This is a genomic window from Rathayibacter sp. AY1C6 (assembly GCF_002931535.1).
Classification (GTDB): Bacteria; Actinomycetota; Actinomycetes; order Actinomycetales; family Microbacteriaceae; genus Rathayibacter.
Genome location: NZ_PSWC01000012.1, coordinates 23,793 through 45,986 on the forward strand (window position 1 = coordinate 23,793; position 22,194 = coordinate 45,986).

Sequence of the window (22,194 nt, forward strand, 5' to 3'; positions counted from 1 at the left end):
GGCTAGCGCTGGACGGTCGCTCCGCTCAGGGCGGAGAGGGCCCGCTGCGGTCCCGTCTCGCGGGCGAGGGCCTCGGCGAGCGCCGTCAGCCGTTCCCGGGCGGGAGCGTCGAGTGCGAGCATCCGCCGCGCAGCCTCCGCGAGCTGTCCCGCGGATGCGGCGTTGGGGTCGAGCACGGCGGCGAACCCGGCGTCCTCGAGCGCGGCCGCCCCCGCGAACTGGTCCGTCGAGAACGGCAGGACGACGAGCGGCACGCCCGCGGTCATCGCCTCCGTGACGCTGTTGTTGCCGCCGTGGCTGACCGCGAGCACGGCCCGGCGCAGGAGCGCGACCTGCGGCAGGAAGCCGCGGACCAGCCAGCCCTCGGGGATTTCGCCCAGAGCCGAGCGCTCGGTCGCGCCGGAGGCGAGAGCCACCCGGACGGGCCTGCGCCCGACCTCGACGCCGGCCAGGGCCTCGACGACCCGGGCGAGCACGTCGTCGCGCACCGAGAGGAAGCTGCCGAAGCTCACGTAGACGACCGGATCCTCGGACGCGGCGAGCCACTCCTCGACCTCCGCGTCGTCGGGCTCCTCGCGGACGGCGGAGCCGAGGAACGCGTGCGGCGGCAGCTGAGCGGTGCGGGCCGAGTCGTGGAGCTCGCCCGGGTAGTTGAGCAGCAGGACGTCGCCGCTCTCGGCGAAGGCGTCGGCGCTGGGCGCCGCCCCGGGGTCGAGGGTGGTGAGGGCGGCGTTCCACTCCGCGGTGAAGGAGTCGCGCACACGCTCGCAGAGGGCGCGGAGCGTATCGAGGTCGTCCGGCTCCGGAGCGAAGGCGTCCGGCCAGACCGGAGGGAAGCCGTAGACCTCGCCGGGCACCGTGAGCGCGCTGGGGTGGCCGAGAACGACGTCGCCGTAGGGCACGCGGAGTGCCTTCAGCGCCACGCGCGCGGTGAAGGCGAGGTGGTCGACCACGATCGCGTCGGGCTGCACCTCGTCGAGGATCACGCGCAGGCGCGCGGCGACGCCGGACGGATCCCAGAGCAGGTCGGTGAGCCGCTCCCGCGCCTGGGAGGCGAGAGTGGGGACCATCCCGCGCCGGGTGGCGTCGAAGAAGCCGCGGAGGGACGCGCCCTCATCGGGCGCCTGCTCCTCCGCGCGGATCGTGCCCGGGTTGGAGCCGCGCCCCAGCCGGAGTGCGATGTGCTCGAATCCGAAGCCGTCCACGATGGAGCGCGTCGCGTCGCCGGTCGCCACGACGACGCGCTCGCCCGCCTCCTGCCAGGCCGTGCCGAGGGTCGCCAGCGGCAGCAGGTGCGACGCGTAGTCGGGGCTGATGATCAGCAGGGTCACGAGGCCCCCAGCACGAGCGGCGAGCGGAGGGGACGCTCCTGGTCCGCGGTCGCGTGCGCGTAGACGCCCGAGAGGGCATGAGCCATGGCCTGCACCGTGTAGCGCTCGGCGACCATCGCGCGCCCGCGGGCCGCGGCGTGCTCGCCGAGAGGCCCTCCTGCGAGATCCAGTGCGGCGGCGGCGCCGGAGGCGAGCGCCGCGGGGTCGGCGGTGTCGACCAGGAAGCCGGTCTCCCCCTCCTCGACGTACGTCGCGGGCCCGCCTGTCGCCGGAGCGACGACGACCAGTCCCGCGGAGAGCGCCTCGAGGAGGGCGATGCCGAACTCCTCCTTGACGCTCGCGCAGACGTACGCGCCTCCCGGAGCCGAGAGCCCCGGTCGGCCGTGCCGGATCGCGCCGAGCCAGCGGGCCACGGTCCCGTTCGGGCGGTGGCCGGCCAGGAGCAGCCCGTCGGACGCGACGGCCTGGATGCGGTCGAGCTGCTCGCGCTCGTCGGGACTCGGGTCGGCGAGGTCCCCGCCGACCAGGAGCAGGTTGGCGCGCTCCCGGAGCGAGGGGTCGGACGCCCAGGCCTCGGCGAGCGCCGCCATCCCCTTCACCCGGTGCAGGCGGCCCACGCTGAGCAGCAGCGGGAGGCCGCGGCGGTGCTCGGGCAGCTCCTCCAGCAGGAGGTCGAGCGAGGCCAGGTCCCCGCCCTCGTCCAGCGCGACCGGCTCACCGGCGGCGGAGGCCCGTGCGGCCGCCTCGCCGCGCTCGACCAGGCCGACGTCGATCCCCTCCGGGACGATCGTGTGCCGCTCCGGGTGCGCGGTGATGTCGACGCCGATCAGCTCGCGGATGGTCGCCGCCAGCTCATCCCGCGGGAACAGGACGGTGTGCGCGGCGTCGGCGGCCAGGCGCTGCACCAGGCGCACGCGGAACCAGAAGTGCTCGGCGGCGTCGCGCTCGCCGAAGTCCGCGCGGGTGAGGGCGCCGGAGGCGTCCAGGCCCGCGATCAGGGCGTGCGGGTCCGGAGCGAGGGTGAACACGACGGGGATCTCGAGCTCCCGGGCGACCGCGGCCGCCGCGAGGGATCCGACGTCCGCCATGCGCAGGTGCAGCACGTCGACCCGGCCGGCCGCGCGCAGGATCCGGCGGATGCCGCGCTCGGCGGCGATGCGACGGCTCCACGCCTGAGGCATGGCCACGGGCGGCCCCACGAACGGGACCGGAGCGAAGCCGTGGCCGGAGTCGGGCAGCTCGCCGAGCGCGCGCTCGGCCTCGGCCGGGGTCCCGCGCGAGAGCGTGAGCACCCGGTCGATGCCCTCCTGCTCGACGAGGGAGTCGCCCAGGCGCACCAGCAGGGTCGCGATGCCGCCGTTGTCGCCGGCGCCCACCCGCGTCAGGGTGCCGTCGATGTCGGCGTGGACGAAGAGCTGCGCGACCGTCGGCCCGGCCTCCACGGCCGGTGCGGGGGCGAGGTCGCCGAGGGCGAGCCGGGCGAGGGGCCCGATCGGCGCCGCCTCCTCGGCCAGGCCGGTGAGCAGGAGCTCGGCGTCGTCGGAGCCGCGCTCGCCGAGCGCGTCCGTCGCGGCGGCCCGCGCCTCCAGCCCCTCCGCGCGATCGGCGGCCACGTGCAGGAGGGTGCGATCGGCGATCGCGCCGGGCACGAGGCCCAGGGTCTCGACGAGCCGCGCCCGGGCCGCCGCTTCGCGCTCGCCGAGCAGCGCGCCCTCGAGCGCGACGGCGACGAGGTCGGGGGTCGAGGAGGCCCAGAGCAGGACGGTGCGCTGCGCGAGCATGCCGGAGAAGCCGCCGTCGCGGACCAGGCGCAGCAGCGGCCCGAGCGCGGCGGGGCGGGGCAGGCGCCCGCCGAAGGCCCAGGCGGCGTGCTCGCGGAGGTACGGGCGCTCGTCCTCGAGCAGCATCAGCAGCGCGAGGTCGGCCTCCTCGTCGAAGACCTGCGCGAGCGAGTGCACGGCCGCGATCGCGGTGAGCTGGTCCGAGGGGTCCAGAGCGGCGCGGGTGAGCAGGCGCACCGCGCGGCCGCCGCCGTCGCTCACCGCGGCGACCGTCAGCTCATCGGCCATCCGGACGGCCTCGAGCAGAGTGGGAGCGGCGCGCACGGCGTCGAGAGCGGTCTGCGTGGCCATGGTTCACCTGGTCTGTCGGAGCGGAGAGTACGACGGAGCGCGACTCCCGACCGCTGGAGCGGCCCAGGAGGAGCGGACCGGTACCGAGCATGCCGCGTGGGCGGCTGGGATTTCGCCACTTGCGTCGGATCTCCTCCCGCGGTACGGCCTCCTGTCAAGGGGGTGATGGCCGCAGTTCGTTTGCGCAACGCGCGAGGATCCTCAGCCGCGGGTCCACTCCAGGAGCCGCTCGACCGGCCAGGTGGTCACGATCCGCTCCTCCGGGACGCCGAGCCGCTCCGCCCGCTCGGCCCCGTAGTCGAGCAGGCCCAGCTGGCCCGGAGCGTGCGCGTCGCTGTCGATCGAGAACAGGCAGCCCTCCTCGAGCGCGAGCGCGATCAGCTCGTCCGGCGGGTCCTCGCGCTCGGGGCGGGCGTTGATCTCGACCGCGGTGGAGTGGTCGGCGCACGCCCGGAACACGGCCCGGGCGTCGAAGGTCGACGGCGGGCGGGTGCCGCGCTCGCCCGACACCAGCCGCCCCGTGACGTGGCCGAGGACGTCGGTCCGCGGATCCGAGGCCGCCGCGACCAGCCGGGCGGTCATCTCGCGGGAGGGCAGCCGCAGCTTCGAGTGGGCGCTCGCGACGACCACGTCGAGGCGGTCCAGCAGCTCGTCCGTCTGGTCGAGCGCGCCGTCCTCGAGGACGTCGACCTCGATCCCGCTGAGCAGCCGCAGGGTCCCGGTGTCGAGGCCCGCGAGATGGGCGAGCTGCTCCTCCAGCCGCTCCGCGCTGAGACCGTGGGCGACCCGGAGCCGCGGCGAGTGGTCGGTGAGCGCCAGGTACTCGTGGCCGAACGCGCGGGCCGCGTCCGCCATCGCGAGGACGGGCGTCGCCCCGTCGGACCACTCGCTGTGGCTGTGGAGGTCGCCGCGCAGCCGTCCCCGCAGCGCGCTCGCGGGCGGAGGAGCCGAGCCGCGCAGCTCCGCGAGGTAGTCGGGCACCCGGCCCGACCGCGCCTGCTCGATCACCGTGAAGGTCGTGTCGCCGATCCCGGAGGCCCGCCGCACGAGGGCGAGGTCGTCCCGCTCGGCGGACGCCATCCCCTCCAGCACCGCGGCCGCCCGGCGGAACGCCTTCGCCCGGTAGCGGGAGGCCCGCTCCCGCTCGAGCAGTGCTGCGATCTCCTCGAGTGCCGCGATCGGGTCCATGCGCCCGGTCTACCACGGCGCCCGCCGCGGCCTCACCCCCTCGACGGCGGCCTCGGCTCCGGCCCCCGGCCTCATCCCGCCTCGGCCCCGCCCCGGTCCCGGCCCCTCGACGCTGGGAACCCGCCGAGCCCCGTTGCCGACCGCAACGATCGAGATATATCGTGACTCTCGTCCACTCGCGATGTATCGCGTTTCAGAAAGGCACCCCGGTGCAGGAGGAGGAGCTCATGTCCCTCGAGAAATGGCTCGTACAGGCCGGCGAGACGAAGGTCATCGACCTCGACGTCGTCCGCTCGGTCAAGGTCGCCCTCGTCGGCGGCCAGATCGACGTCATCGCCCACGACGAGCCGACCGCTCGCGTGGAGGTCCACAGCGTCGACGGCCGCCCGCTCAAGGTCTCGATGGACGGCGACCGCCTCGAGATCGACCACGTCCAGCTCCGCTGGGACACCATCGTCGACGTCGTGAAGGGCCTCGGCCGCCGCGGCGACCGCGCCGACATCAGCCTCCTCGTCCCCCGCGGCGTCGACCTCAAGTTCGACACCGTCTCGGCCGACGGCCTGGTCTCGGGCCTCCACAGCGACGCCCGCGTCTCGACGGTCGGCGGCGACATCGTCGTCGACGGCCTGCACGGCGACATCGAGGTGAACACCGTCCACGGCGAGCTCTCGGTCCGCAGCCACACCGGCCGCGTCACCGCGCGCACCGTCTCCGGCGACGTCACCGCGACCGGCGAGCTCACCCGCTTCACCGTCGACGGCGTCTCGGGCAGCGTGTTCGTCGACGCCGAGGGCACCCCCGACCGGATCCAGGCCAACACCGTCAGCGGCGACCTCACGATCCGCGTCGACGAGGGCCTCGGCGCCCGCTACCGCATCAACACCGTCTCGGGCACGCTCCAGCTCGACGGCTCCGTCGTCAAGGGCACCTTCGGCCGGGGCTTCACCTCGACCACGGGCTCGCTCGACTCGAAGTGGGTCGACGTCGCCGCCAACTCCGTCTCGGGAGACGTGGTCGTCGTCCGCCGGTCCGTCGCCGCGTCCTCCGCCTCGGTGGGCGAGGGCTGGGGCTCCCCCGGCACCGGCCCCGCCGACGACCGCCGCCCGATGGACGGGAGCTCGCTGTGAGCCCCGTCTTCGCGCACGGCCGCCTGCGCCTCTACCTGCTCAACCTCCTCGCCGAGTCGCCGCGCCACGGCTACGAGCTGATCCAGGCGCTCAGCGAGCGCTTCGGCGGCACCTACGCGCCCAGCGCCGGCACGGTCTACCCACGCCTCGCGAAGCTCGAGGAGGAGGGACTCGTCACGAAGGAGGCCGACGGCCGCAAGACCGTCTACTCCATCACCGACGCCGGCCGCGCCGAGCTCGCGAACCGCGCGACCGACCTGGGCGACATCGAGGAGGAGCTCACCGACTCCGTCCGCCGGCTCGCCGACGAGGTCCGCCTCGGCGTCGCGGAGGCGATGAAGAGCCTCCGCGCCGACCTGGCCAGCGCTGCGCGCGACTCGCGGGAGCCCGGACGCCGACCGGAGCACTCCGCCGAGGAGCCGCGCCCGCAGGACACGTCCGGCACCCCCTCCGAGCACCCCGCGCCGGAGCAGGCCGCGCCGGCCTCGCCCGACGCGCGCACCGCCTCGCGGATCGCCCTGCGCGACGCCGAGGTGCTGCTCACCGAGTTCCGCGACGAGCTGCGCGCGGAGCTGCGCACCGCCGCCTCCTCGGGATCCGTGACGACCGCGAGCGTCGACGCCCTGCGCGCCGCGCTCGACGAGGCCCGCGCCTCGGTCCGCTCCACCCTGGACTGAGCCCGGACACCGTACCGCCGGGAGGGCGGGGATCCCGCCCGGGGTCCCCGCCCTCTCGGCGCTACTGCCGCCCGACCGCCAGCGCCTCCTCCTCCACGTCGAGGAACGCCAGAGCGCTCACCACCGCCGGCTCCTGGTACCGCCCCTCGGAGCGCGCGCGGAGCACCGCCTCCCGCTCGGCCGCGATCATCACGCGCCGGAGTCGGTTGTAGGCCTGCGGGAGCGGCTCCACGCCCTCGCCCTCCGGCGGGTTCTCCAGGGCGTCGGCGAGGAACGTCGCGTTCCGCCGCAGCCGGTCGAGCACGCGGTCCTCCACTCCGTCCTGCGGCTCCGCGTCGAGCCGGGCGAGCCCGGCGGCCTGCGCCTCGGCGAGCAGCATCTGCTTCTCGACGTGCTCCTGCATCTCGTTCGGGGCCGGCAGCTTCAGGGCGCGGACGAGCCGCGGGAGCGCGAGCCCCTCGACGAGCGTCCCCGCCACCACGATGAAGGCGAGGAACTGCAGGAACGCGCGCTGCGGCGTCTCCGCGGGCAGGAGGAACGCGGCGGCGAGGGTGACCACGCCGCGGATGCCCGCGAATGACACCCCGATCGCGGTCGGCCAGGTCCACCCGCGCTGCTGCAGCCGGCGCGGACCGTGCCGGAACAGCAGCGTCGTCATGCACATCCAGGCCACGCGGCTCCCGACCAGCGCCGCGAGCACGGCCGCGCCGATGCCGACCGTCTGCCAGACCCCGATGCCCGAGTCGGCCGTCGCCTCCACCACCGACGAGAGGCTCAGCCCGATGAAGAGGAACACCGCGTTCTCGAGCAGGAACTGGATCGTCCGCCAGTTGAGCGACTCCGCGATCCGCGCCTGCGCCGACTGGATGACCGGCGCCCGGTAGCCCAGGTAGAGCCCCGCGACCACGACCGCCAGCACCCCGGAGCCGTGCAGCAGCTGCGCCGGGATGAACGCGACGTAGGGCGTCACCAGCGAGAGGCTCGTGTCCAGCACGGACGACTGCACCTGCTTGCGCACGAACCCGAGCAGCACGGCGATGCCGATCCCGACCCCGCCGCCCACCGCCACGGCCAGCACGAAGTCGAGCGCGATGCGCCCGGGAGTCACCGTGCTGACGATCGCCAGGAGGGAGGCGTTCAGCGCCACCAGCGCGGTCGCGTCGTTGAGGAGGCTCTCGCCCTCGAGCACCGTGAGCATGCGCCGCGGCAGGCGGAGCCGGCCCGCGATCGCCGTGACCGCCACCGCGTCCGTGGGCGCCACGATCGCGCCGAACGCGAGGGCCGCGGCGACCGTGATCGCCGGGACGACCATCCAGGCCACCGCGCCGACCACCGCGACCGTGAAGACGACGAGCCCGACCGACAGCAGGAGGATGCTGTCGCCACGAGCGCGGACGTCGAGGACGGAGGTGCGGATCGCCGCCGCGTAGAGCAGCGGCGGCAGGATCCCGAACAGCACCACGTCCGGCTCGACCACCACCTCCGGGATCCCGGGGACGAAGGAGGCGAGGGCTCCGACAGCGACGAGCGCCACGGGAGCGGACCAGTTCACCCGCCCCGACAGCCCGGTGACCAGGACGGTCACCACCACGAACGAGACGATCCAGACGATCGCGACGACGGGCTCCTCCATCGCGTCACTCCTCCCGGGCGTCCGCGCGCCACGGCCCCATTGTGGCCGCCCGGAGAGCAGCCCGGACAGCCGCCGGGAGGGTGCGGCTAGCGGCCGGCCTCGTGGATGTCGCGCGCCTTGGTGACCTTCGCCGGGTCCACCGGGTTCATGCCGAGGACGATCTTGCCGCGCGAGTGCCGCTTCTCGAGGTCGTCGAAGGCGTCCTGCACCTGGTCGAAGGGGTAGAAGCCCGAGACGAGCACCCGCAGCTTCTGCTCGCCGACGAGGCCGACCAGCTCGCCGAGGATCTCCGTGTCGCGCTGGGCGGTCTCGGCGTCGGGCCAGACGGCGCGCAGCTCGATCTCCTTGCGGTCGTCGCTGGAGTGGAAGCGGCCCGCCGCGATGCCGAGCTCGTCGGCGAGGGCGTCGTTCTCCCCGCCGAAGTTGTCGAGGAACACCGTGACCCCGCCGGGCGCCGCGGCCCGGATGCGGTCGGCGATCCCGTCGCCGTAGACCACCGGCTTCACGCCGATCTGGCGGAGGTAGTCGAAGTTGCGCTCGCCGCAGGTGCCGATCACCGTCGCGCCGCGGAGCTTCGCCAGCTGGATCTCGAGGCTGCCCACTCCTCCGGCCGCGGCGGAGACGAGGACGGTGTCGTCCGGTCCGACGTGCGTGGCCTCGAGCGCGCGCCACGCTGTCACTCCGGCGAGGAACAGCGCGCCGCCGACCTCCCAGCTCACGGAGGCGGGCTTGGCGACGAGGTTGCGGCGCGGCACCACGACGTGGGTCGCGTGCGAGCCGACGAGCGCGTGGCCGACCACGTCGCTGCGGAGCTTGATGTCGGTGACGCCCTCGCCGAGGGCGACGACGACGCCCGAGAAGTCGGTGCCCTGGCGCATCGGGAAGGCCGCGGAGTGGTCGGAGTCGAACTGGCCCTGCCGGATGAACGCCTCCATGTGGTTCACCCCGGCGGAGAGCACCTCGACCAGCACCTCGCCCGCCCCGGGCTTCGGCCGCTCGACCTCGACGATCTCGAGGACGTCCGCGTCGCCGAAACGGCTGTACTGGACGACGCGGGCGGCGGTGGGGCTCAGACGGGACATGCGCTCATCATCCGCCCCTGCCGCCCGAAGCCCCCGACCCCCGAACGGGGGCGTGCGACTCAGGAGGGGTCGCTCGGGCAGTACAGCTGGGTGCGCGGACCGGAACGGTCGATGACGTGCTCGGACATCGGCCGGCCGCAGAGCGGGCACGCCTGCCCCGCCGGCGCCTCCTGCTCGGGCTGGTCGTACGGGCCGAGCGGCGGCGGGCCGATCCAGGGGAACAGCCGCGCGTTGAAGCGCTGGTAGAGGGAGCCGGTCTTCTTGCGCGTCATATCCTTAGTGTACTAACCATCAGGGCACGATGAGAGGATGACGCCGTGGAAACCGACCCGCTCGCCCTCCAGAACCAGGTCTGCTTCTCCCTCGCCGTCGCGGCGCGCACCGTCATCGGGCTGTACCGCCCCGTGCTCGAGCCGCTCGGACTCACGCATCCGCAGTACCTCGTGATGCTCGCGCTCTGGGAGCGCAGCCCCCGCTCGCTCGCCGACCTCGGCTCCGCCCTCCGCCTCGAGCCGGCCACGCTCAGCCCGCTCGTGAAGCGCCTGGAGGCGAGCGGCCACGTCACGCGCGCCCGGAGCAGCGACGACGAGCGCCGCCTCGACGTCGCGCTGACCCCCTCCGGAGCGGCCCTCCGCGAGCAGGCCCTGCAGGTTCCTCCGCAGATCGTGGAGCGGCTCGACGTCCCCCTCGAGGAGCTCACCGCGCTCCGCGACAGCCTCACCGGCCTGATCGGAGCCGCGACCCGCGACGGCCGCTGACCCCCCGCTCGGGGCGCCGGCCGCGAGCACGCCGGCCGCCGCTCCCCGCCGCACCGGGAAACTCCCGGTCACAGCGCGAGATCAGCCTCCGCTCGGCCCGCTCCCGGCCGTCTTGACTGCCCCCTCGCACGGAGTAGTGTCATCGCTCGTGACACACGAGGGCCCCCCGTCCGCCGCGGACGGATCGTCGGCCGACGCGACCGAGCTGCGCACCGCCAAGCACTTCTTCATCGGCGAGCCGCTCCCCAGCGACAAGCTCGAGGGACAGCTGCTGCAGAAGCGGCTCGCGCTCCCCATCTTCGCCAGCGACCCGCTCTCCTCCGTGGCCTACGCGCCGCAGGAGCTGCTGATGATCCTGCTGCTCGGCGGACTCTCCTTCCTCACCTTCGCCCCCTGGGTGGCCGCATGCGTGGTCGTCCTCCTGGTCGTGGTGGTGCTGAGCTACCGCCAGCTGATCCGGGCGTACCCGTCCGGCGGCGGCGACTACGAGGTCGCCCGCACCAACCTGGGCGAGACGGCGGGCCTCACGGTCGCCGCCGCCCTCCTCGTGGACTACGTGCTCACCGTGGCCGTGTCGGTCGCCTCCGGAGTCGACAACATCATCTCCGCGGTGCCCGAGCTGGCGCCGCTGCGGGTCGAGCTGGCCATCCTCTTCGTCGTGCTGCTGGCGGCCGTGAACCTCCGCGGCGTCTCGGAGTCGAGCCGCGCCTTCGCCGTCCCGACGTACCTCTTCGTCGCGAGCGTCTTCGTGATGGTCGTCGTCGGCCTGGTCCGCACCGCCTTCGGCGACACCCCGGTCGCGGAGTCGGCGGGCTTCACCGTGCAGGGCGAGCAGCTCACGCAGGCGGCCGTCGTCCTCCTGCTGCTGCGCTCCTTCGCGAGCGGCTGCGCGGCGCTCACGGGCGTCGAGGCCATCTCGAACGGCGTGCCCGCGTTCCGCGCCCCGAAGGTCAAGAACGCCCAGCGCACCCTCGTCGCGATGGGCACGATCGCGATCGTGCTCTTCGTCGGCCTGACCGCCCTCGCCCTGCTCTCGAACGTGCACTACGCCGAGAACGCCTGCCACCTGGTGGGCTTCGCCGACTGCGCCACGACCCCGCAGCGCTCCGTGATCGCGCAGGTCGCCGCCGCCACGTTCGGCAACAACACGATCCTGTTCTTCATCATCCAGGCCGCGACGGCCGCCGTCCTGCTCCTCGCGGCGAACACCGCGTTCAACGGCTTCCCGCTGCTGGGCTCCGTGCTGGCCCGCGACGGCTACGCGCCCAAGTCGCTGAACACCCGCGGCGACCGCCTCATCTACTCCAACGGAGTGATCATCCTGGCGCTCGTCGCCGCGATCATCCTCCTCGTCTACCAGGCCTCGCTCACGAGCCTCGTGCAGCTGTACATCATCGGCGTCTTCGTCTCGTTCACGCTCGGGCAGTCGGGCATGGTCAAGCACTGGGTGCGGATGATCCGCAACGGCGAGGGCTCGCGCACCGTCTACACGAGCCTGGCCATCAACCTGTTCGGCGCGACGCTGACGTTCGCGGTGCTCGTCGTCGTCACGATCACGAAGTTCACCCACGGCGCCTGGCTCGTCTACCTGGTGATGCCGATCCTCGGTGTCCTGATGGCCGGCGTCTACCGCTACTACCGCGACGTGGAGAAGGAGATCGAGGTCGACCCGACCACGACCTTCGGCGCCAACGGCGACCACGCGATCGTGCTGGTGGGCCGGATGAACAAGCCCACGCTGAAGGCTCTCGACTACGCCATCGCGGCGCGGCACGAGACGCTGGAGGCGGTGCACTCCTCCATCGACGACGCGCAGACCGCGCAGCTCAAGGCCGACTGGGCGCAGATGGACATCGAGGTGCCGCTGCGCTGCGTGGCCTCTCCCTACCGCGACATCTCGTACCCGCTGATCAAGTACATCAAGGCCCACCGCCTCGAGCACGGCTCCGAGATCACGACGGTCTACATGCCGCAGTACATCGTCGGGCACTGGTGGGAGGCGTTCCTCCACAACCACAAGTCGCGGCGGATCCGCCAGAAGCTCCTGCTGGTGCACGGAGTGACGGTGGCGCTGGTGCCGTGGCTGCTCGACTCGTCCGAGCTCATCTACGGGCGCCGCTCCCGGCCGATCCCCGGCCAGACGCGCCGCGGCGAGCCGGTGCGCCCGGTGACCCGCCGCCCGATCCCGCCCGCGTCCTCGCTCCCCCAGGGTGCCGCCGGCGAGGGCGCTCCGCGCATCCCGCAGCGCCCGGCCGCGCAGAACCGGCCGCGCTCGAAGCGGCGCTGAGGCGGCGGCGGCCCGGAAACGGGTAGAGGGCCCGCGGCGTGTGCCGCGAGCCCCCGATTTCCCCTTAGTGCCTTCCCCCGAAGGCGGCCCGCCCCAACGGGCCGTGTCCGACGCTATCGGTGGGCTATGCACCGGCGCATCCTCCTCGCGACGGATGCCCGTGCTCCCTTGAGACGACAGGCTCGTCCTCCGTCGTCTCAGACGACGGCCCCGCGCACCCCTCGGCCGGTGAGCCACCAGACCGCCGCGACGGCGACCGCGGCCGCAGCGCCGCCGCCCACGAGCAGGATCGCCGCCCGCACCACGTGCGCCCGGTAGGCGGCGTCGAGCGGATCGATGCCCGCCCCCGCCAGCACGATCCCGGCGGGAACCACCGCGGCCGCGAGCACCACGGCCGCGGCCGCGATGCGCACCGGCTGCCGGCCGTCGGAGCGGAGCTTCCGGGGACGGCGGCCGACGTACCAGACCACCGCGCCGATCCCGAGCCCGAGCAGCCCGAGCACGCCGCTCGCGTACTGCGCCCATCGGAAGCCGGGGAAGGGCCCGAGCTCCTGCTGCAGCAGCGGGATCGCCGAGACGAAGAGGCCGCCCCTGTGGGTGAAGCCGTCCCACATCACGTGGCTGGCGGCTCCGATGGCGATGCCGGCGGCCGCGAAGACGAGCACGCGGATCCACTCGGCGGCCCCGCGGGGCGGCGAGCGCCGGGGACGCAGGCGCGAGCGGACCAGCGCGGGCGCGAGGTCGCGCCAGGCCGGAGCGACGACCGCGCTCCACAGCGCGAGGCCGAGCATTCCGAGCAGCAGGTCGACGGTGACGACGCCGAGGAGGGAGTGAGTGGACTCGCGGGCGACGGCGATCGGGAGGTACATGCCGATGTCCGGGACCATCGCGCCGATGGCCACGGCCGCGGCGGGGATCCGGCCGTTCGAGAACGCGAGCGCGACGACGGCGTGGCTCGGCGTGAAGGGCATGACACGCACGCTATCCCGGCGACGCGACCGGCGAGTGTCCGCGTCGCGAAGCGCGCGTCACCGATCGCGGTCCGGCTCCTGCGCCCCACTCCGGCTCGTCGGCCTCCCGGGGCCGGCGGTCAGCCCGAGGAACGTGATCCCCAGGACGAGGAACACCGGCCAGACCGGATTCCCGAGGACCGCGAAGACCGCTCCCGCCGCGAGGAACAGCGGACCCGTGACCGCGTTCCAGCGCCGGGACGCCTCCTCCGACGACATCCGACCCGAACCCTTCCCGTCCTGTGCGCGCGCCATCCCTCCACGCTAGATCGCCTCCGCGGAGCCCGCCTCCCCCGTCCGGCGGAGCCGCGCGCTCGGGGAGCTCCGAGCGCGGCGACCGTAGAATCGTCCGGAAGTCCGGCCCTCCGGGCCCAGCGGCGACGGATCGGAGCGGGTGTGCGGAAGGCGTTCGCGATCCTCCGCCTGGCCCTCGCCGGGCTGGGCGCGGTCGGACTCGTCGGCGACTTCTTCTACACACTGGGCTTCCGCGCGTTCCAGATCGACAACTTCTTCGCCTACTTCACGACGCAGTCGAACATGGCCGGGGTCGTGGTGCTGGGCCTGTCCGGCCTGGTCGCCCTCGCGCGCGAGCGGGAGCCGCGCTGGCTCAGCACGGTGCGGGCGCTCGTGCTCACCTACATGGTCGTGTCGGGGATCGTCTTCGGGCTGATCGCGGTCGAGGCCAACAACCGCGGCGTGCGGGTCGACGTGCCCTGGTCGAGCGCGCTCCTGCACTTCGTGATCCCCACGCTCGCGATCCTCGACTGGATCCTCGGACCCGGCCGCCGCCCGGTCGCCTGGCGCGGGGCGCTGACCGTGCTCGGCTTCCCGATCGTCTGGGGCGTCATCACCCTGGTCCGCGGGGCCCTCATCGGCTGGTACCCGTACTTCTTCCTCGACCCCGGCCAGGTCGACGGCCCCGTGATGTTCGTGCTCTACGACGTGATCGTGCTGAGCCTGATCTCCGGCATCGCCGCGTTCGTCCTCGCGCTCAGCCGGGTGCGGCCGCTCGGGGCGGCGCACGCGTCGGAGTGGAGGGGCCCGCTGGCGCGGCTCCGCGAGCTCGTCAGCCGGGGACGACGGCGAACGGCTCGAGCGCCGTCTGCGCGAGGGTGACCAGCTCGTCGTCGCTGAGGTCCTGCAGCGAGAGGGCCTGATCCGCTCCGACCAGCCCGACGAGCACCGCCTCGCCGGTCGACGGCTGGAGGTTGAGCCACTCGGTGATGCCCGCCTCGGAGCCGACGAGCGACCAGCGCGCGGGGGCGTCGGCCTCCCAGAACGCCTCGTCGAAGCGCAGCCACAGCGTCTCGACGACACCGGAGCCGAGGGCCGCGACGGCCGCGCGCTGCGCGAACGGGAGCGGCGGGTCGAAGGCGATCGCGTCCGTCTGGAGCACCCCGATCGGCACGGTGACCAGCACCCGGTCGGCTGTGAACGACTCGCCGGTGCCCAGGCGGATGCTGACGCCGGTGTCCGTGTAGCCGATGCCGCTCACCACGGCGCGCAGCGAGACCTCGACGTCGGCGAGCAAGGTGTCGACCAGGGGCGCGAGCCCGTCGGTCAGCAGCGCGTCGCCGGAGTCGTCGCTCAGCTCCTCCGCGGTCGTGGCGGCGGAGGCGTCTCCCAGTCCGTACCAGGAGGAGAGCTCCTCGGGAGCGGCGCCGGTGCGCAGCGCCGTCGTTCCGGCGAGGTGCGCCGCCACGCGGGCGGCGTCGCCGTCGCCGGAGCCCGGCTCGGCCTCGGCGGGATCGGGCGCTCCGGAGCCGGCGAACGACTCGGCGAGCGCCAGATCCTCCGGCTGCTCCGCTCCCCACTCGAGAGCACGGGTCCGGGCGTCGGCACCCGTGGTGCCGGTGTCGAGAGCCGCGCCGTCGGCGTCGCTCGAGCGGACGTCGGCGAGGTCGACCGCGGTCGTGACCACGCCCGCGTCCGCGATGCTCTCGCGCAGGGCGGCTCCTGCGCCGGTGAGGGCCCATGCGCCGGTCTCGACGGCGATCGGCCAGCCGTCCGGAGTCGCGGTGGCGATGCGGCCGCCGGTGCGCTCGCGCGCCTCGACCACGGTGACGTCGAAGCCCGCGTCGGACAGGCGCCGCGCGGCGACCGCTCCGGCGAGACCGGCCCCGATGATCGCGATCCGCTCGCCCTCGTCGGCGACGGCGCTGATCTCGGCGGCCGCGCGGACCCCGGAGCTCCAGGCGCCCTGGAGCGTGCCGGGCGCCTCCGTGTCGGTGGCCTCGCCCGCGAGGAAGACGCGGTCGAGGACCGCGGTGCCCAGGTCGGTGCGGTGCTGCGGCGTCGCGCCGACGGGCAGGTACGAGACGGAGCCGAGCGCGTACGGATCCTCGGCCCAGGCGGAGCGCACGAAGGCGGCCGGCGCGGGGACGGCGGTGGTGCTCGGCGTGGGCACGGGGGCCTTCGTGACCGAGCGGGTCGGCGTCGGACGCGACGGCGTGCAGCCCGCGAGGGCCAGGAGCCCGACTCCCGTGGCGGCTCCCGAGAGGAAGAGGCGGCGTCCGATCGTCATCCCGGACATCCTACGTTCTCGGCGTTCGGCCGGGGCGGCGCGGTGCTGACGCCACCCGGGCACGCGGCCCGCTCAGAGGTGTGGGGTGACGGCGGGACGGCGAGCGGATAGCGTCGGGGCAGCGCGGACCGGACCGCGGCGACGGGGGACGCGGCATGGACACGACTCGGACGCGGACCGCGACGACGACGGCCGGGGCCCCTCCCCGCAGTCACCTCCACGCGGTGCTGCTCGGCGCGCTGGGCATGATCGTGGTCCCGCTGCTGATCGTCCTCGCGACCACGGCCTGGTCCTCCCCCGGACCGGAGGAGTACGTCCGCATGGCGCTCGGCTCGGTGGTCGCGGCGTGCGTCTCGGTGGTCGGCGCCTGGTGGCTCGCCTTCGAGCGGCGCAGCGCCGGGGCACCCGGTCGCACCTGGTTCTGGGGAATCGCCTGCCTCGTCACGGTCAGCGCGGTCTCGACCGTCGGAGCCGCCGCCGACCGCCTCACCGGCCTGATCGCGGGCTGAGCGGGTGGACGTCCCGGCGCGGTCACCGCGCTCGCCTCACTCCTCTGCGACCGCCCCGATGGTCCCGGATCCCTCCTCGAGCGAGCGGCAGCAGCATCGGCGCCGGTGATCGCCCCGACGAGACGACCGAGCGGCTCCGGCTGTTCCGTCCCGCCGAGAGCGATCTGGACGAGCTGTGGCGGCTGTACTCCGACGAGCGGATCGCGGCGGGCGACCCCCTCCTCCGACACGGCTCCGTCGAGCAGACCCGGGCGGTGCTCGCCCGCCGAACGGCGCAGTGGGAACGGGACGACCTCAGCAGCTGGGTCGTCCGGCTGCGGAGTCCCGAGGGCGGCTCGGACGGTGCGATCGGGATCGGCGGATGCACCCTCCTCACCGACACGGCCTGGAACGTCGCGTTCACCGTCCATCCGGACCACTGGGGCAGGGGGTACGCCAAGGAGGTCGCCTCCGCAGGGATCGCTCGGGCGCGGCGGCTCCGGCCGGAGCTCCCCGTGACCGCGGTCGTCGCGGAACGGAACGAGCGATCGCACCGCACGGTCGCTCGACTCGGTCTCGAACGGAGGTGGGCGGGCCCCGACGCGCACAGCCCTGACCCCGCGGCCCGCATCGCGCTCTACTCCGACCGCCTCCTCTCCGAGGACGAGATCGGCCGCCTCACGAGCTGAAGGCGCCGCGTGGCGCTGATCGCCGCAGGCAGCAGCGGAGCCGAGACGCCTGCGCGAGACCGGGACGTCACGTTCCGGTGCGCCTCCTGGCCCCATCTTTCTTCCCGGCGGCCGGCGCTGCGCGCGAGTGGGTGGGCGGCGCGGCACTCGCGCTGACCCTCCTCGCGATCGCGCTCGGCGGCCGGCTGGCGAAACCGGGCGGGAAGGGCGCGTAGGCCCTCACCCCGCGGTGCATCCGCGGCCCGTCACCGCGAGGGGCATTAGCGTCGTCGGATGGCGAGCATCACGTACCCCGCACCCCTCCGCGCCGGAGGCCGGGTGGAGGTGCCCGCGCCCTCGATGGGAGTCCCCGCGCACCTGCACGACCGGCTGCAGGACGCCGCGCGCCGACTCGGCTCGGCGGGATACGACGTCCGGGTCCGGCCGCACGCCCTCCTCGGCGGACTCGCTCCGGCGTCCGCCGCGGATCGGGCGGCCGACCTGCACGACGCCTTCCGGAGCGGGGACGCGGTCCTTCCTCCGTGGGGCGGCGAGCTCGCCGTCGAGCTGCTGGAGAGGCTCGACTGGCACGCCCTCGCGGAGGCCCGGCCCTGGTTCGTCGGCTGGTCGGACGTCTCGACGCTGCTCCTGCCCCTGACGACGACGACCGGGCTCGCGACGATCCACGGCGCCAACCTGATGGACGAGCCGTGGGAGCTGCCGGTCAGGTTCCACCGCTGGACGGAGGTCGCCGGCCTCGAGCCCGGAGCCGCGTTCACGCAGCACGCCGCGCCGCGACGCCGGAGCCGTCCGTGGGGTGCGTGGGCGGACGAGCCGCTCGACCGCGATCGGGCCTACGAGGAGCCGACCCGCTGGCGCTCGCTCGACGGGGCAGCGGACGCGGCGATGTCCGGCCGCTTGATCGGCGGATGCCTCGAGACGATGTCCCTGCTCGCGGGCACGCCCTACGGCGACGTTCCGGGCTTCGCTCGCCGGCACGCGCCGGAGGGCACCGTCGTCTACCTGGAGGCGGCCGGGTCCGACTCCGTCTCGGTGCTCCGGATGCTCACCTCCCTCCGCCTCGCGGGCTGGTTCGAGCAGGCGACCGGCGTCCTGATCGGCCGGACCGAGGGCGCCTCCCTGCCCGAGCTGAGCCAGGAGGACGCGGTGCGGCGCGCTCTCGGCGACCTCGGCGTGCCGGTGATCCTCGACGTCGACACCGGGCACCAGCCGCCGCAGATGCCCCTGGTCAACGGCGCGCTCGCCGAGATCGCGCTGAGCGGGCCGACGGCCTCGATCACGCAGCGGCTCGTGCCCTGACGGGTCGTCGAAGTACCGCGCCGCCACCCAGATACACAACGCTTCTTGCACAATCTTTCTTGTGCTTTAGGCTGAGCGCATGGTCGACCGATCGAATCTGCACGACGCAGCTCACATGCGCGTCCTTGCTCACCCCACCCGCCTACGCCTGCTCGGGCTGCTCCGAGAGCTCGGCCCACGAACCGCCGCGCAGCTCTCGGAGCACATCGACGAGGCGCCGGGGACGCTGAGCTACCACCTGACGAAGCTGGCGGGAGCCGGGCTGATCGAGGAGGCGCCGGAGTCGGGCCGGGATCGGCGGGAACGCTGGTGGAGGGCGAAGCACCTCGAGACCGTGTGGGACGAGAGCGAGGTCGCACGCGACCCGGAGAAGCTCGGAGCCCTCCGTGAGATGGCGGCGGCGATCTCCCGCGTCTACGCGCAGCAGTACGACGAGTACCTCGCGTCGACGCCGACGCTGCCGGAGGAGTGGGTGAGCGCCGGCACGAGCAGCGACCGCCGCTGGCGCCTGAGCGCGGATCAGCTGTGGGAGCTGCGCGACGAGCTCGCGCAGCTCGACCGGAAGTGGGCGCGGATCAGCGACGACCACCGGACCGACGACGGGTCGGAAGAGGTGTTCTTCCTCGTCCAGGCCTACCGCCGGCCGCGATGAGCGCGGCGGAGCGCTCCTCGCGGCCCCTCGCCGCACTCCTCGTCGGGCACGTCCTCTCCAGAACCGGCAACGTCGTCACCCTGTTCGCCGTGCCGTTCCTGGTGCTGAGCGCGGGCGGAGGACCGGTGGAGGTAGGGACAGCGGCCGCCGCGGCGACCGCACCCGTCCTCCTCGGCGGGCCGCTCGGCGGCGCACTCGTCGATCGTGTCGGCCTCGTGCGGTCGTCCGTGCTCTCCGACGCGGTGAGCGGCACGAGTCTCGCGCTCATCCCGCTCCTGACCGCGCTCGACGCGCTGCCGTTCCCGGTCCTCCTGACGATCGTCTTCGTCAGCGGCCTCCTCGACGTCCCCGGGGAGACCGCCCGACGCGTCCTCCTCCCCCGCCTCTCCCAGACGGCGGGCATCCCGCTGGAGCGCTCGGTCGGCTTCCTCGACGCCACCACCCGCCTCTCCACCATGCTCGGCGCGCCGCTCGCGGGGGTGATGGTCAGCACTCTCGGCGCCGATGCGGCCCTCCTCGCGACCGCAGTGTCCTTCGCCGCGTCCGCGATCCTCACGGCGGCACTCGTCCGGGCACCGTCGACCACCCCCGAGGGGCCGGAGGAGAGCTCGACGGGCTACTGGTCGGACCTCCGGGAGGGTCTGCGCTTCATCCGCCGGGATCCCCTCCTGCGCTGCATCATCGCCCTCGTCCTCGTCACCAACACCCTCGACGCCGCCCGGTCGAGCACGCTCCTCCCCCTCTACGCCGAGCGGCACCTCGAGGGCGCGTCGTCCCTCGGCCTCGTCTCCGGCGTGTTCGGCGCGGCCGCCCTGACCGGAACGCTCGCCTTCGGCCTCGTCGCGCACCGCCTGCCGCGCCGGATCCCCTTCGCCGCCTGCTTCCTCGTCGCCGCCACCTACGGAGCCGCGCCGGCTCTCGGTCTCGGTGTCGTGGGGCTGGCCGCCTCGGCCGCCGTCTGCGGGCTCGCCGCCGGAGCCCTGAACCCGATCCTCGGCGCGGTCTTCCTCGATCGCATCCCGACCGCCCTCCAGGCGCGCGTGCTCGGACTCGTGTCCGCCGGGACCTGGGCAGGGATGCCGCTCGGCGGAGTCCTCGGAGGGCTCGCCGCCGACACGCTCGGCCTCCGCCTCACCTTCGCCGTCACCGCCGTGGTCTACGTGGTCGCCGCCGGCACTCCGCTGCTCGGCGGAGCCTGGCGCCGGATGGAACGGTCGGCCTCCTGACCCCGGCCGCGGAGCCGAGAACGACCGGCGTGAGGAATGCGGCGCCCCGGCCCTCCTCCGCCCGCCGAGCGCAAGGCCGAGCGGCGGGGAGGCGCCGAGTGGTAGACCTGGGGGCATGAGCAACGACATCCGCGCACTCGCCGAGGGCGAGAGCTACCTCGCCTTCTTCCAGGGCGGGCCGTTCGACGGCCAGACCGAGAACCGCGTCAGCACCGAGGGGGGCTACGAGAAGGAGGTCGACGTCTACGCCGCCGTCGACGGCCAGGAGACGCACCTCGTCTACAACGCCGTCTCCGCGAAGGAGGTCGGCGAGGCGGTCCACGTGACCTACTCGATCGACACGCCCGACTCCGACCCGATCGAGGACCCGGAGGACCGCGGCGGCGGATTCCAGTAGTCCGCACCACTCTTCCGATGCCGCTCCGGCGTCGCGCTCAGCGCGGCCGGGGCGGCATCGGCATGTGAGGACGCGCCACTCCGGGGACGACGCCTCCCGCCGCTCCTAGGATGATGGTTCCTCACTGTCTCGGCCGATTCAGGTCCGCGTTCCTCGGGAGCCGCCGTGTCCGATCCGCTGATCCGCCCGATGCCCCTCCGCGGCGACTCCGCCCGGTACTGGCTGCGGGCCCGCCACGCCGAGGCCGGGCCCGACCCCGCCTTCGCCGTCACCGGTCAGGAGGCCGCCACCGAGGGCGTGCTCCTCCGGCGGATCTGGCACACGGCCGGCACGATCGACTTCCGCCCGAGCCCCCGCGCCGACCCGGGGTCGGTGGTGCTCCTGCTCCCGCTCGAGGGCGCGTTCACCGTCGCCAGTCGGGAGGAGCGCGAGTTCGTCGGCCGCGGCACCCTCGCGGTGCTGCCCGCCCGATCGGGAGCGACGATCAGCACGAGCGCACCCAGCTCCCGGCTCGTCCTGGTCGTGCGGCCCTCGGGCGACGCGGATCCGCCCGCCGGCCTCACCGTGGTCTCCTCCCCCGCGGCACCGGTGCTGGTCGCCGCCGCGAACGCGGTGCTCGACGCCGGGCTGCCCATGAGCCCCGGGCTGCACACCGCGCTGCGGGGCCTCGCCGCGGCCGTCGTCGCGGAGTGACGGGAGCTGTCAACCCTCCCCGCCCCGGCCATCCGCTCGCAGGGACGTCCTCGAACATCGAGTGACGCCGATCGTCGGCGCCGGAAGGAGCACTCGCCATGGCCGAGATCACCGCCCACCACGGACTCTTCAAGGACACGGACCTGCACGTCGACGACACCGGCGGATCGGGCCGCCCCGTGGTCCTCATCCACGGCTGGCCCCTCTCGGGCGAGTCGTGGAAGGAGCAGGTCCCCGCGTTCGCCGAGGCCGGCTACCGCGTCGTCACCTACGACCGCCGCGGCTTCGGGCGCAGCGACAAGCCGCTCACCGGCTACAGCTACGACACGCTCACCGAGGACCTGCACACCCTCCTCACCGAGCTCGACCTGCAGGACGTCACCCTGGTCGGCTTCTCGATGGGCGGCGGCGAGGTCGCCCGCTACTTCACGAAGCACGGCGCCGAGCGCCTGCACAGCGTCGTCTTCGCCTCGGCCGTCCCGCCGTACCTGATGAAGACGGACGACAACCCGGACGGCCCGCTCGAGAAGGCGCAGGCCGCGCAGATGACCGCGGGCCTCACGAAGAGCGAGGACGACTTCTACGACCAGTTCACCACCGACTTCTTCTCGGTCGACGGCGTGCTGAAGGTGACGGAGGAGCAGCGCCAGGAGGCGATCGCTCTGGCGAAGCAGTCGGCCAAGCACGCGGCTCTCGCCTGCATGACGGCGTTCGCGACCACCGACTTCCGCGAGGACCTGCCCAACGTGTCGGTGCCCGCGCTCGTCATCCACGGCGACGGCGACGGCACGGTTCCGTTCGAGGGCTCCGGCGCCCGCACCCACGCGGCGATCCCCGGCTCCGAGCTGCACGTCGTCCACGGCGCCCCGCACGGAGTGACCGTGAGCCACCCCGAGGAGTGGAACCGCGTCGTCCTGGAGTTCCTCGCGAAGTAGCGGCGGCACCCCCGCATGCTGGTCGAGCAGCCCCGCAGGGGCGTATCGAGGCCCGTCGCACGGACA

At 73.9% G+C, this 22,194-nt stretch carries 22 protein-coding genes; 13 read left to right on the forward strand and 9 right to left on the reverse strand.

Going from position 1 to position 22,194, the window contains the following annotated elements:
* Nucleotides 1-2: 2 nt before the first annotated feature.
* The 3 genes from C5D36_RS09035 to C5D36_RS09045 form a co-directional block, all read right to left on the reverse strand.
* Nucleotides 3-1,331: a glycosyltransferase gene (locus C5D36_RS09035; RefSeq protein WP_104295666.1), complete on the reverse strand. Its 1,329-nt coding sequence runs from the start codon at nucleotides 1,329-1,331 to the stop codon at nucleotides 3-5.
* Nucleotides 1,328-3,463 carry a glycosyltransferase gene (locus C5D36_RS09040; protein WP_104295667.1) on the reverse strand — a complete coding sequence of 712 codons (2,136 nt, stop codon included), beginning with the start codon at nucleotides 3,461-3,463 and terminating at the stop codon, nucleotides 1,328-1,330. Before C5D36_RS09040 ends, C5D36_RS09035 begins: the two co-directional genes overlap by 4 nt.
* Before the next feature lie 201 nt (nucleotides 3,464-3,664).
* Nucleotides 3,665-4,651 (reverse strand): PHP domain-containing protein, encoded by a 987-nt coding sequence (locus C5D36_RS09045; RefSeq protein ID WP_104295668.1) that lies wholly within the window; start codon nucleotides 4,649-4,651, stop codon nucleotides 3,665-3,667.
* A 227-nt stretch (nucleotides 4,652-4,878) separates the two neighbouring features.
* Here C5D36_RS09045 and C5D36_RS09050 point away from each other — a divergent pair, with 227 nt between their 5' ends.
* Both C5D36_RS09050 and C5D36_RS09055 read left to right on the forward strand, forming a co-directional pair.
* On the forward strand, nucleotides 4,879-5,778 hold the full coding sequence (locus tag C5D36_RS09050; RefSeq protein WP_244230533.1) for a hypothetical protein: 900 nt from the start codon (nucleotides 4,879-4,881) through the stop codon (nucleotides 5,776-5,778).
* Nucleotides 5,775-6,455 carry a PadR family transcriptional regulator gene (locus C5D36_RS09055; protein WP_104295669.1) on the forward strand — a complete coding sequence of 227 codons (681 nt, stop codon included), beginning with the start codon at nucleotides 5,775-5,777 and terminating at the stop codon, nucleotides 6,453-6,455. Before C5D36_RS09050 ends, C5D36_RS09055 begins: the two co-directional genes overlap by 4 nt.
* A 61-nt stretch (nucleotides 6,456-6,516) precedes the next feature.
* Here C5D36_RS09055 and C5D36_RS09060 read toward each other — a convergent pair whose 3' ends face one another.
* The 3 genes from C5D36_RS09060 to C5D36_RS09070 form a co-directional block, all read right to left on the reverse strand.
* On the reverse strand, nucleotides 6,517-8,088 hold the full coding sequence (locus tag C5D36_RS09060) for a sodium:proton antiporter (protein ID WP_104223748.1): 1,572 nt from the start codon (nucleotides 8,086-8,088) through the stop codon (nucleotides 6,517-6,519).
* 86 nt (nucleotides 8,089-8,174) lie between these two features.
* Entirely contained in the window at nucleotides 8,175-9,170 is a 996-nt protein-coding gene (locus tag C5D36_RS09065; RefSeq protein WP_104223749.1) for an NADP-dependent oxidoreductase, read from the reverse strand.
* A 59-nt stretch (nucleotides 9,171-9,229) separates the two neighbouring features.
* Entirely contained in the window at nucleotides 9,230-9,442 is a 213-nt protein-coding gene (locus C5D36_RS09070) for a hypothetical protein (RefSeq protein WP_104223750.1), read from the reverse strand.
* Nucleotides 9,443-9,487: 45 nt separating this feature from the next.
* Here C5D36_RS09070 and C5D36_RS09075 point away from each other — a divergent pair, with 45 nt between their 5' ends.
* Together C5D36_RS09075 and C5D36_RS09080 are read left to right on the forward strand one after the other, a co-directional pair.
* On the forward strand, nucleotides 9,488-9,928 hold the full coding sequence (locus tag C5D36_RS09075; RefSeq protein WP_104223751.1) for a MarR family winged helix-turn-helix transcriptional regulator: 441 nt from the start codon (nucleotides 9,488-9,490) through the stop codon (nucleotides 9,926-9,928).
* Nucleotides 9,929-10,076: 148 nt separating this feature from the next.
* Complete coding sequence (locus C5D36_RS09080) at nucleotides 10,077-12,215, forward strand: APC family permease (RefSeq protein ID WP_374952928.1); 2,139 nt, start codon at nucleotides 10,077-10,079, stop codon at nucleotides 12,213-12,215.
* 197 nt (nucleotides 12,216-12,412) lie between these two features.
* Here the strand turns inward: C5D36_RS09080 and C5D36_RS09085 are convergent, their stop codons facing one another.
* Nucleotides 12,413-13,186 (reverse strand): DUF4184 family protein, encoded by a 774-nt coding sequence (locus tag C5D36_RS09085; protein WP_104256060.1) that lies wholly within the window; start codon nucleotides 13,184-13,186, stop codon nucleotides 12,413-12,415.
* A gap of 57 nt (nucleotides 13,187-13,243) precedes the next feature.
* On the reverse strand, nucleotides 13,244-13,480 hold the full coding sequence (locus C5D36_RS09090; protein ID WP_146076574.1) for a hypothetical protein: 237 nt from the start codon (nucleotides 13,478-13,480) through the stop codon (nucleotides 13,244-13,246).
* Nucleotides 13,481-13,621: 141 nt separating this feature from the next.
* Between C5D36_RS09090 and C5D36_RS09095 the strand changes: the two genes are divergently transcribed.
* Nucleotides 13,622-14,341, forward strand: a complete 720-nt coding sequence (locus tag C5D36_RS09095; RefSeq protein ID WP_104233845.1) for a Pr6Pr family membrane protein — start codon at nucleotides 13,622-13,624, stop codon at nucleotides 14,339-14,341.
* Here the strand turns inward: C5D36_RS09095 and C5D36_RS09100 are convergent.
* A complete protein-coding gene (locus C5D36_RS09100) occupies nucleotides 14,292-15,749 on the reverse strand; it encodes an NAD(P)/FAD-dependent oxidoreductase (protein WP_181072833.1) in 1,458 nt (485 codons plus the stop codon). The two genes, C5D36_RS09095 and C5D36_RS09100, sit on opposite strands and share 50 nt — an antisense overlap.
* A 155-nt stretch (nucleotides 15,750-15,904) precedes the next feature.
* Between C5D36_RS09100 and C5D36_RS17160 the strand changes: the two genes are divergently transcribed.
* The 8 genes from C5D36_RS17160 to C5D36_RS09135 all read left to right on the forward strand — a co-directional run bounded on the left by C5D36_RS17160 (nucleotide 15,905) and on the right by C5D36_RS09135 (nucleotide 22,128).
* Entirely contained in the window at nucleotides 15,905-16,258 is a 354-nt protein-coding gene (locus C5D36_RS17160; protein ID WP_258062900.1) for a hypothetical protein, read from the forward strand.
* Between the two features lie 140 nt (nucleotides 16,259-16,398).
* Nucleotides 16,399-16,926: a GNAT family N-acetyltransferase gene (locus C5D36_RS09105; RefSeq protein WP_258062907.1), complete on the forward strand. Its 528-nt coding sequence runs from the start codon at nucleotides 16,399-16,401 to the stop codon at nucleotides 16,924-16,926.
* Between the two features lie 273 nt (nucleotides 16,927-17,199).
* Nucleotides 17,200-18,225 (forward strand): S66 peptidase family protein, encoded by a 1,026-nt coding sequence (locus tag C5D36_RS09110; RefSeq protein WP_104295672.1) that lies wholly within the window; start codon nucleotides 17,200-17,202, stop codon nucleotides 18,223-18,225.
* Nucleotides 18,226-18,304: 79 nt separating this feature from the next.
* Complete coding sequence (locus C5D36_RS09115; RefSeq protein ID WP_104295673.1) at nucleotides 18,305-18,877, forward strand: winged helix-turn-helix domain-containing protein; 573 nt, start codon at nucleotides 18,305-18,307, stop codon at nucleotides 18,875-18,877.
* On the forward strand, nucleotides 18,874-20,103 hold the full coding sequence (locus C5D36_RS09120) for an MFS transporter (RefSeq protein WP_181028792.1): 1,230 nt from the start codon (nucleotides 18,874-18,876) through the stop codon (nucleotides 20,101-20,103). Before C5D36_RS09115 ends, C5D36_RS09120 begins: the two co-directional genes overlap by 4 nt.
* A gap of 115 nt (nucleotides 20,104-20,218) precedes the next feature.
* Nucleotides 20,219-20,500 (forward strand): oligoribonuclease, encoded by a 282-nt coding sequence (locus C5D36_RS09125; protein ID WP_104223758.1) that lies wholly within the window; start codon nucleotides 20,219-20,221, stop codon nucleotides 20,498-20,500.
* A 165-nt stretch (nucleotides 20,501-20,665) separates the two neighbouring features.
* Nucleotides 20,666-21,193 carry a hypothetical protein gene (locus C5D36_RS09130; protein WP_104295674.1) on the forward strand — a complete coding sequence of 176 codons (528 nt, stop codon included), beginning with the start codon at nucleotides 20,666-20,668 and terminating at the stop codon, nucleotides 21,191-21,193.
* Between the two features lie 98 nt (nucleotides 21,194-21,291).
* Complete coding sequence (locus C5D36_RS09135; protein ID WP_104238712.1) at nucleotides 21,292-22,128, forward strand: alpha/beta fold hydrolase; 837 nt, start codon at nucleotides 21,292-21,294, stop codon at nucleotides 22,126-22,128.
* Nucleotides 22,129-22,194: the final 66 nt, after the last annotated feature.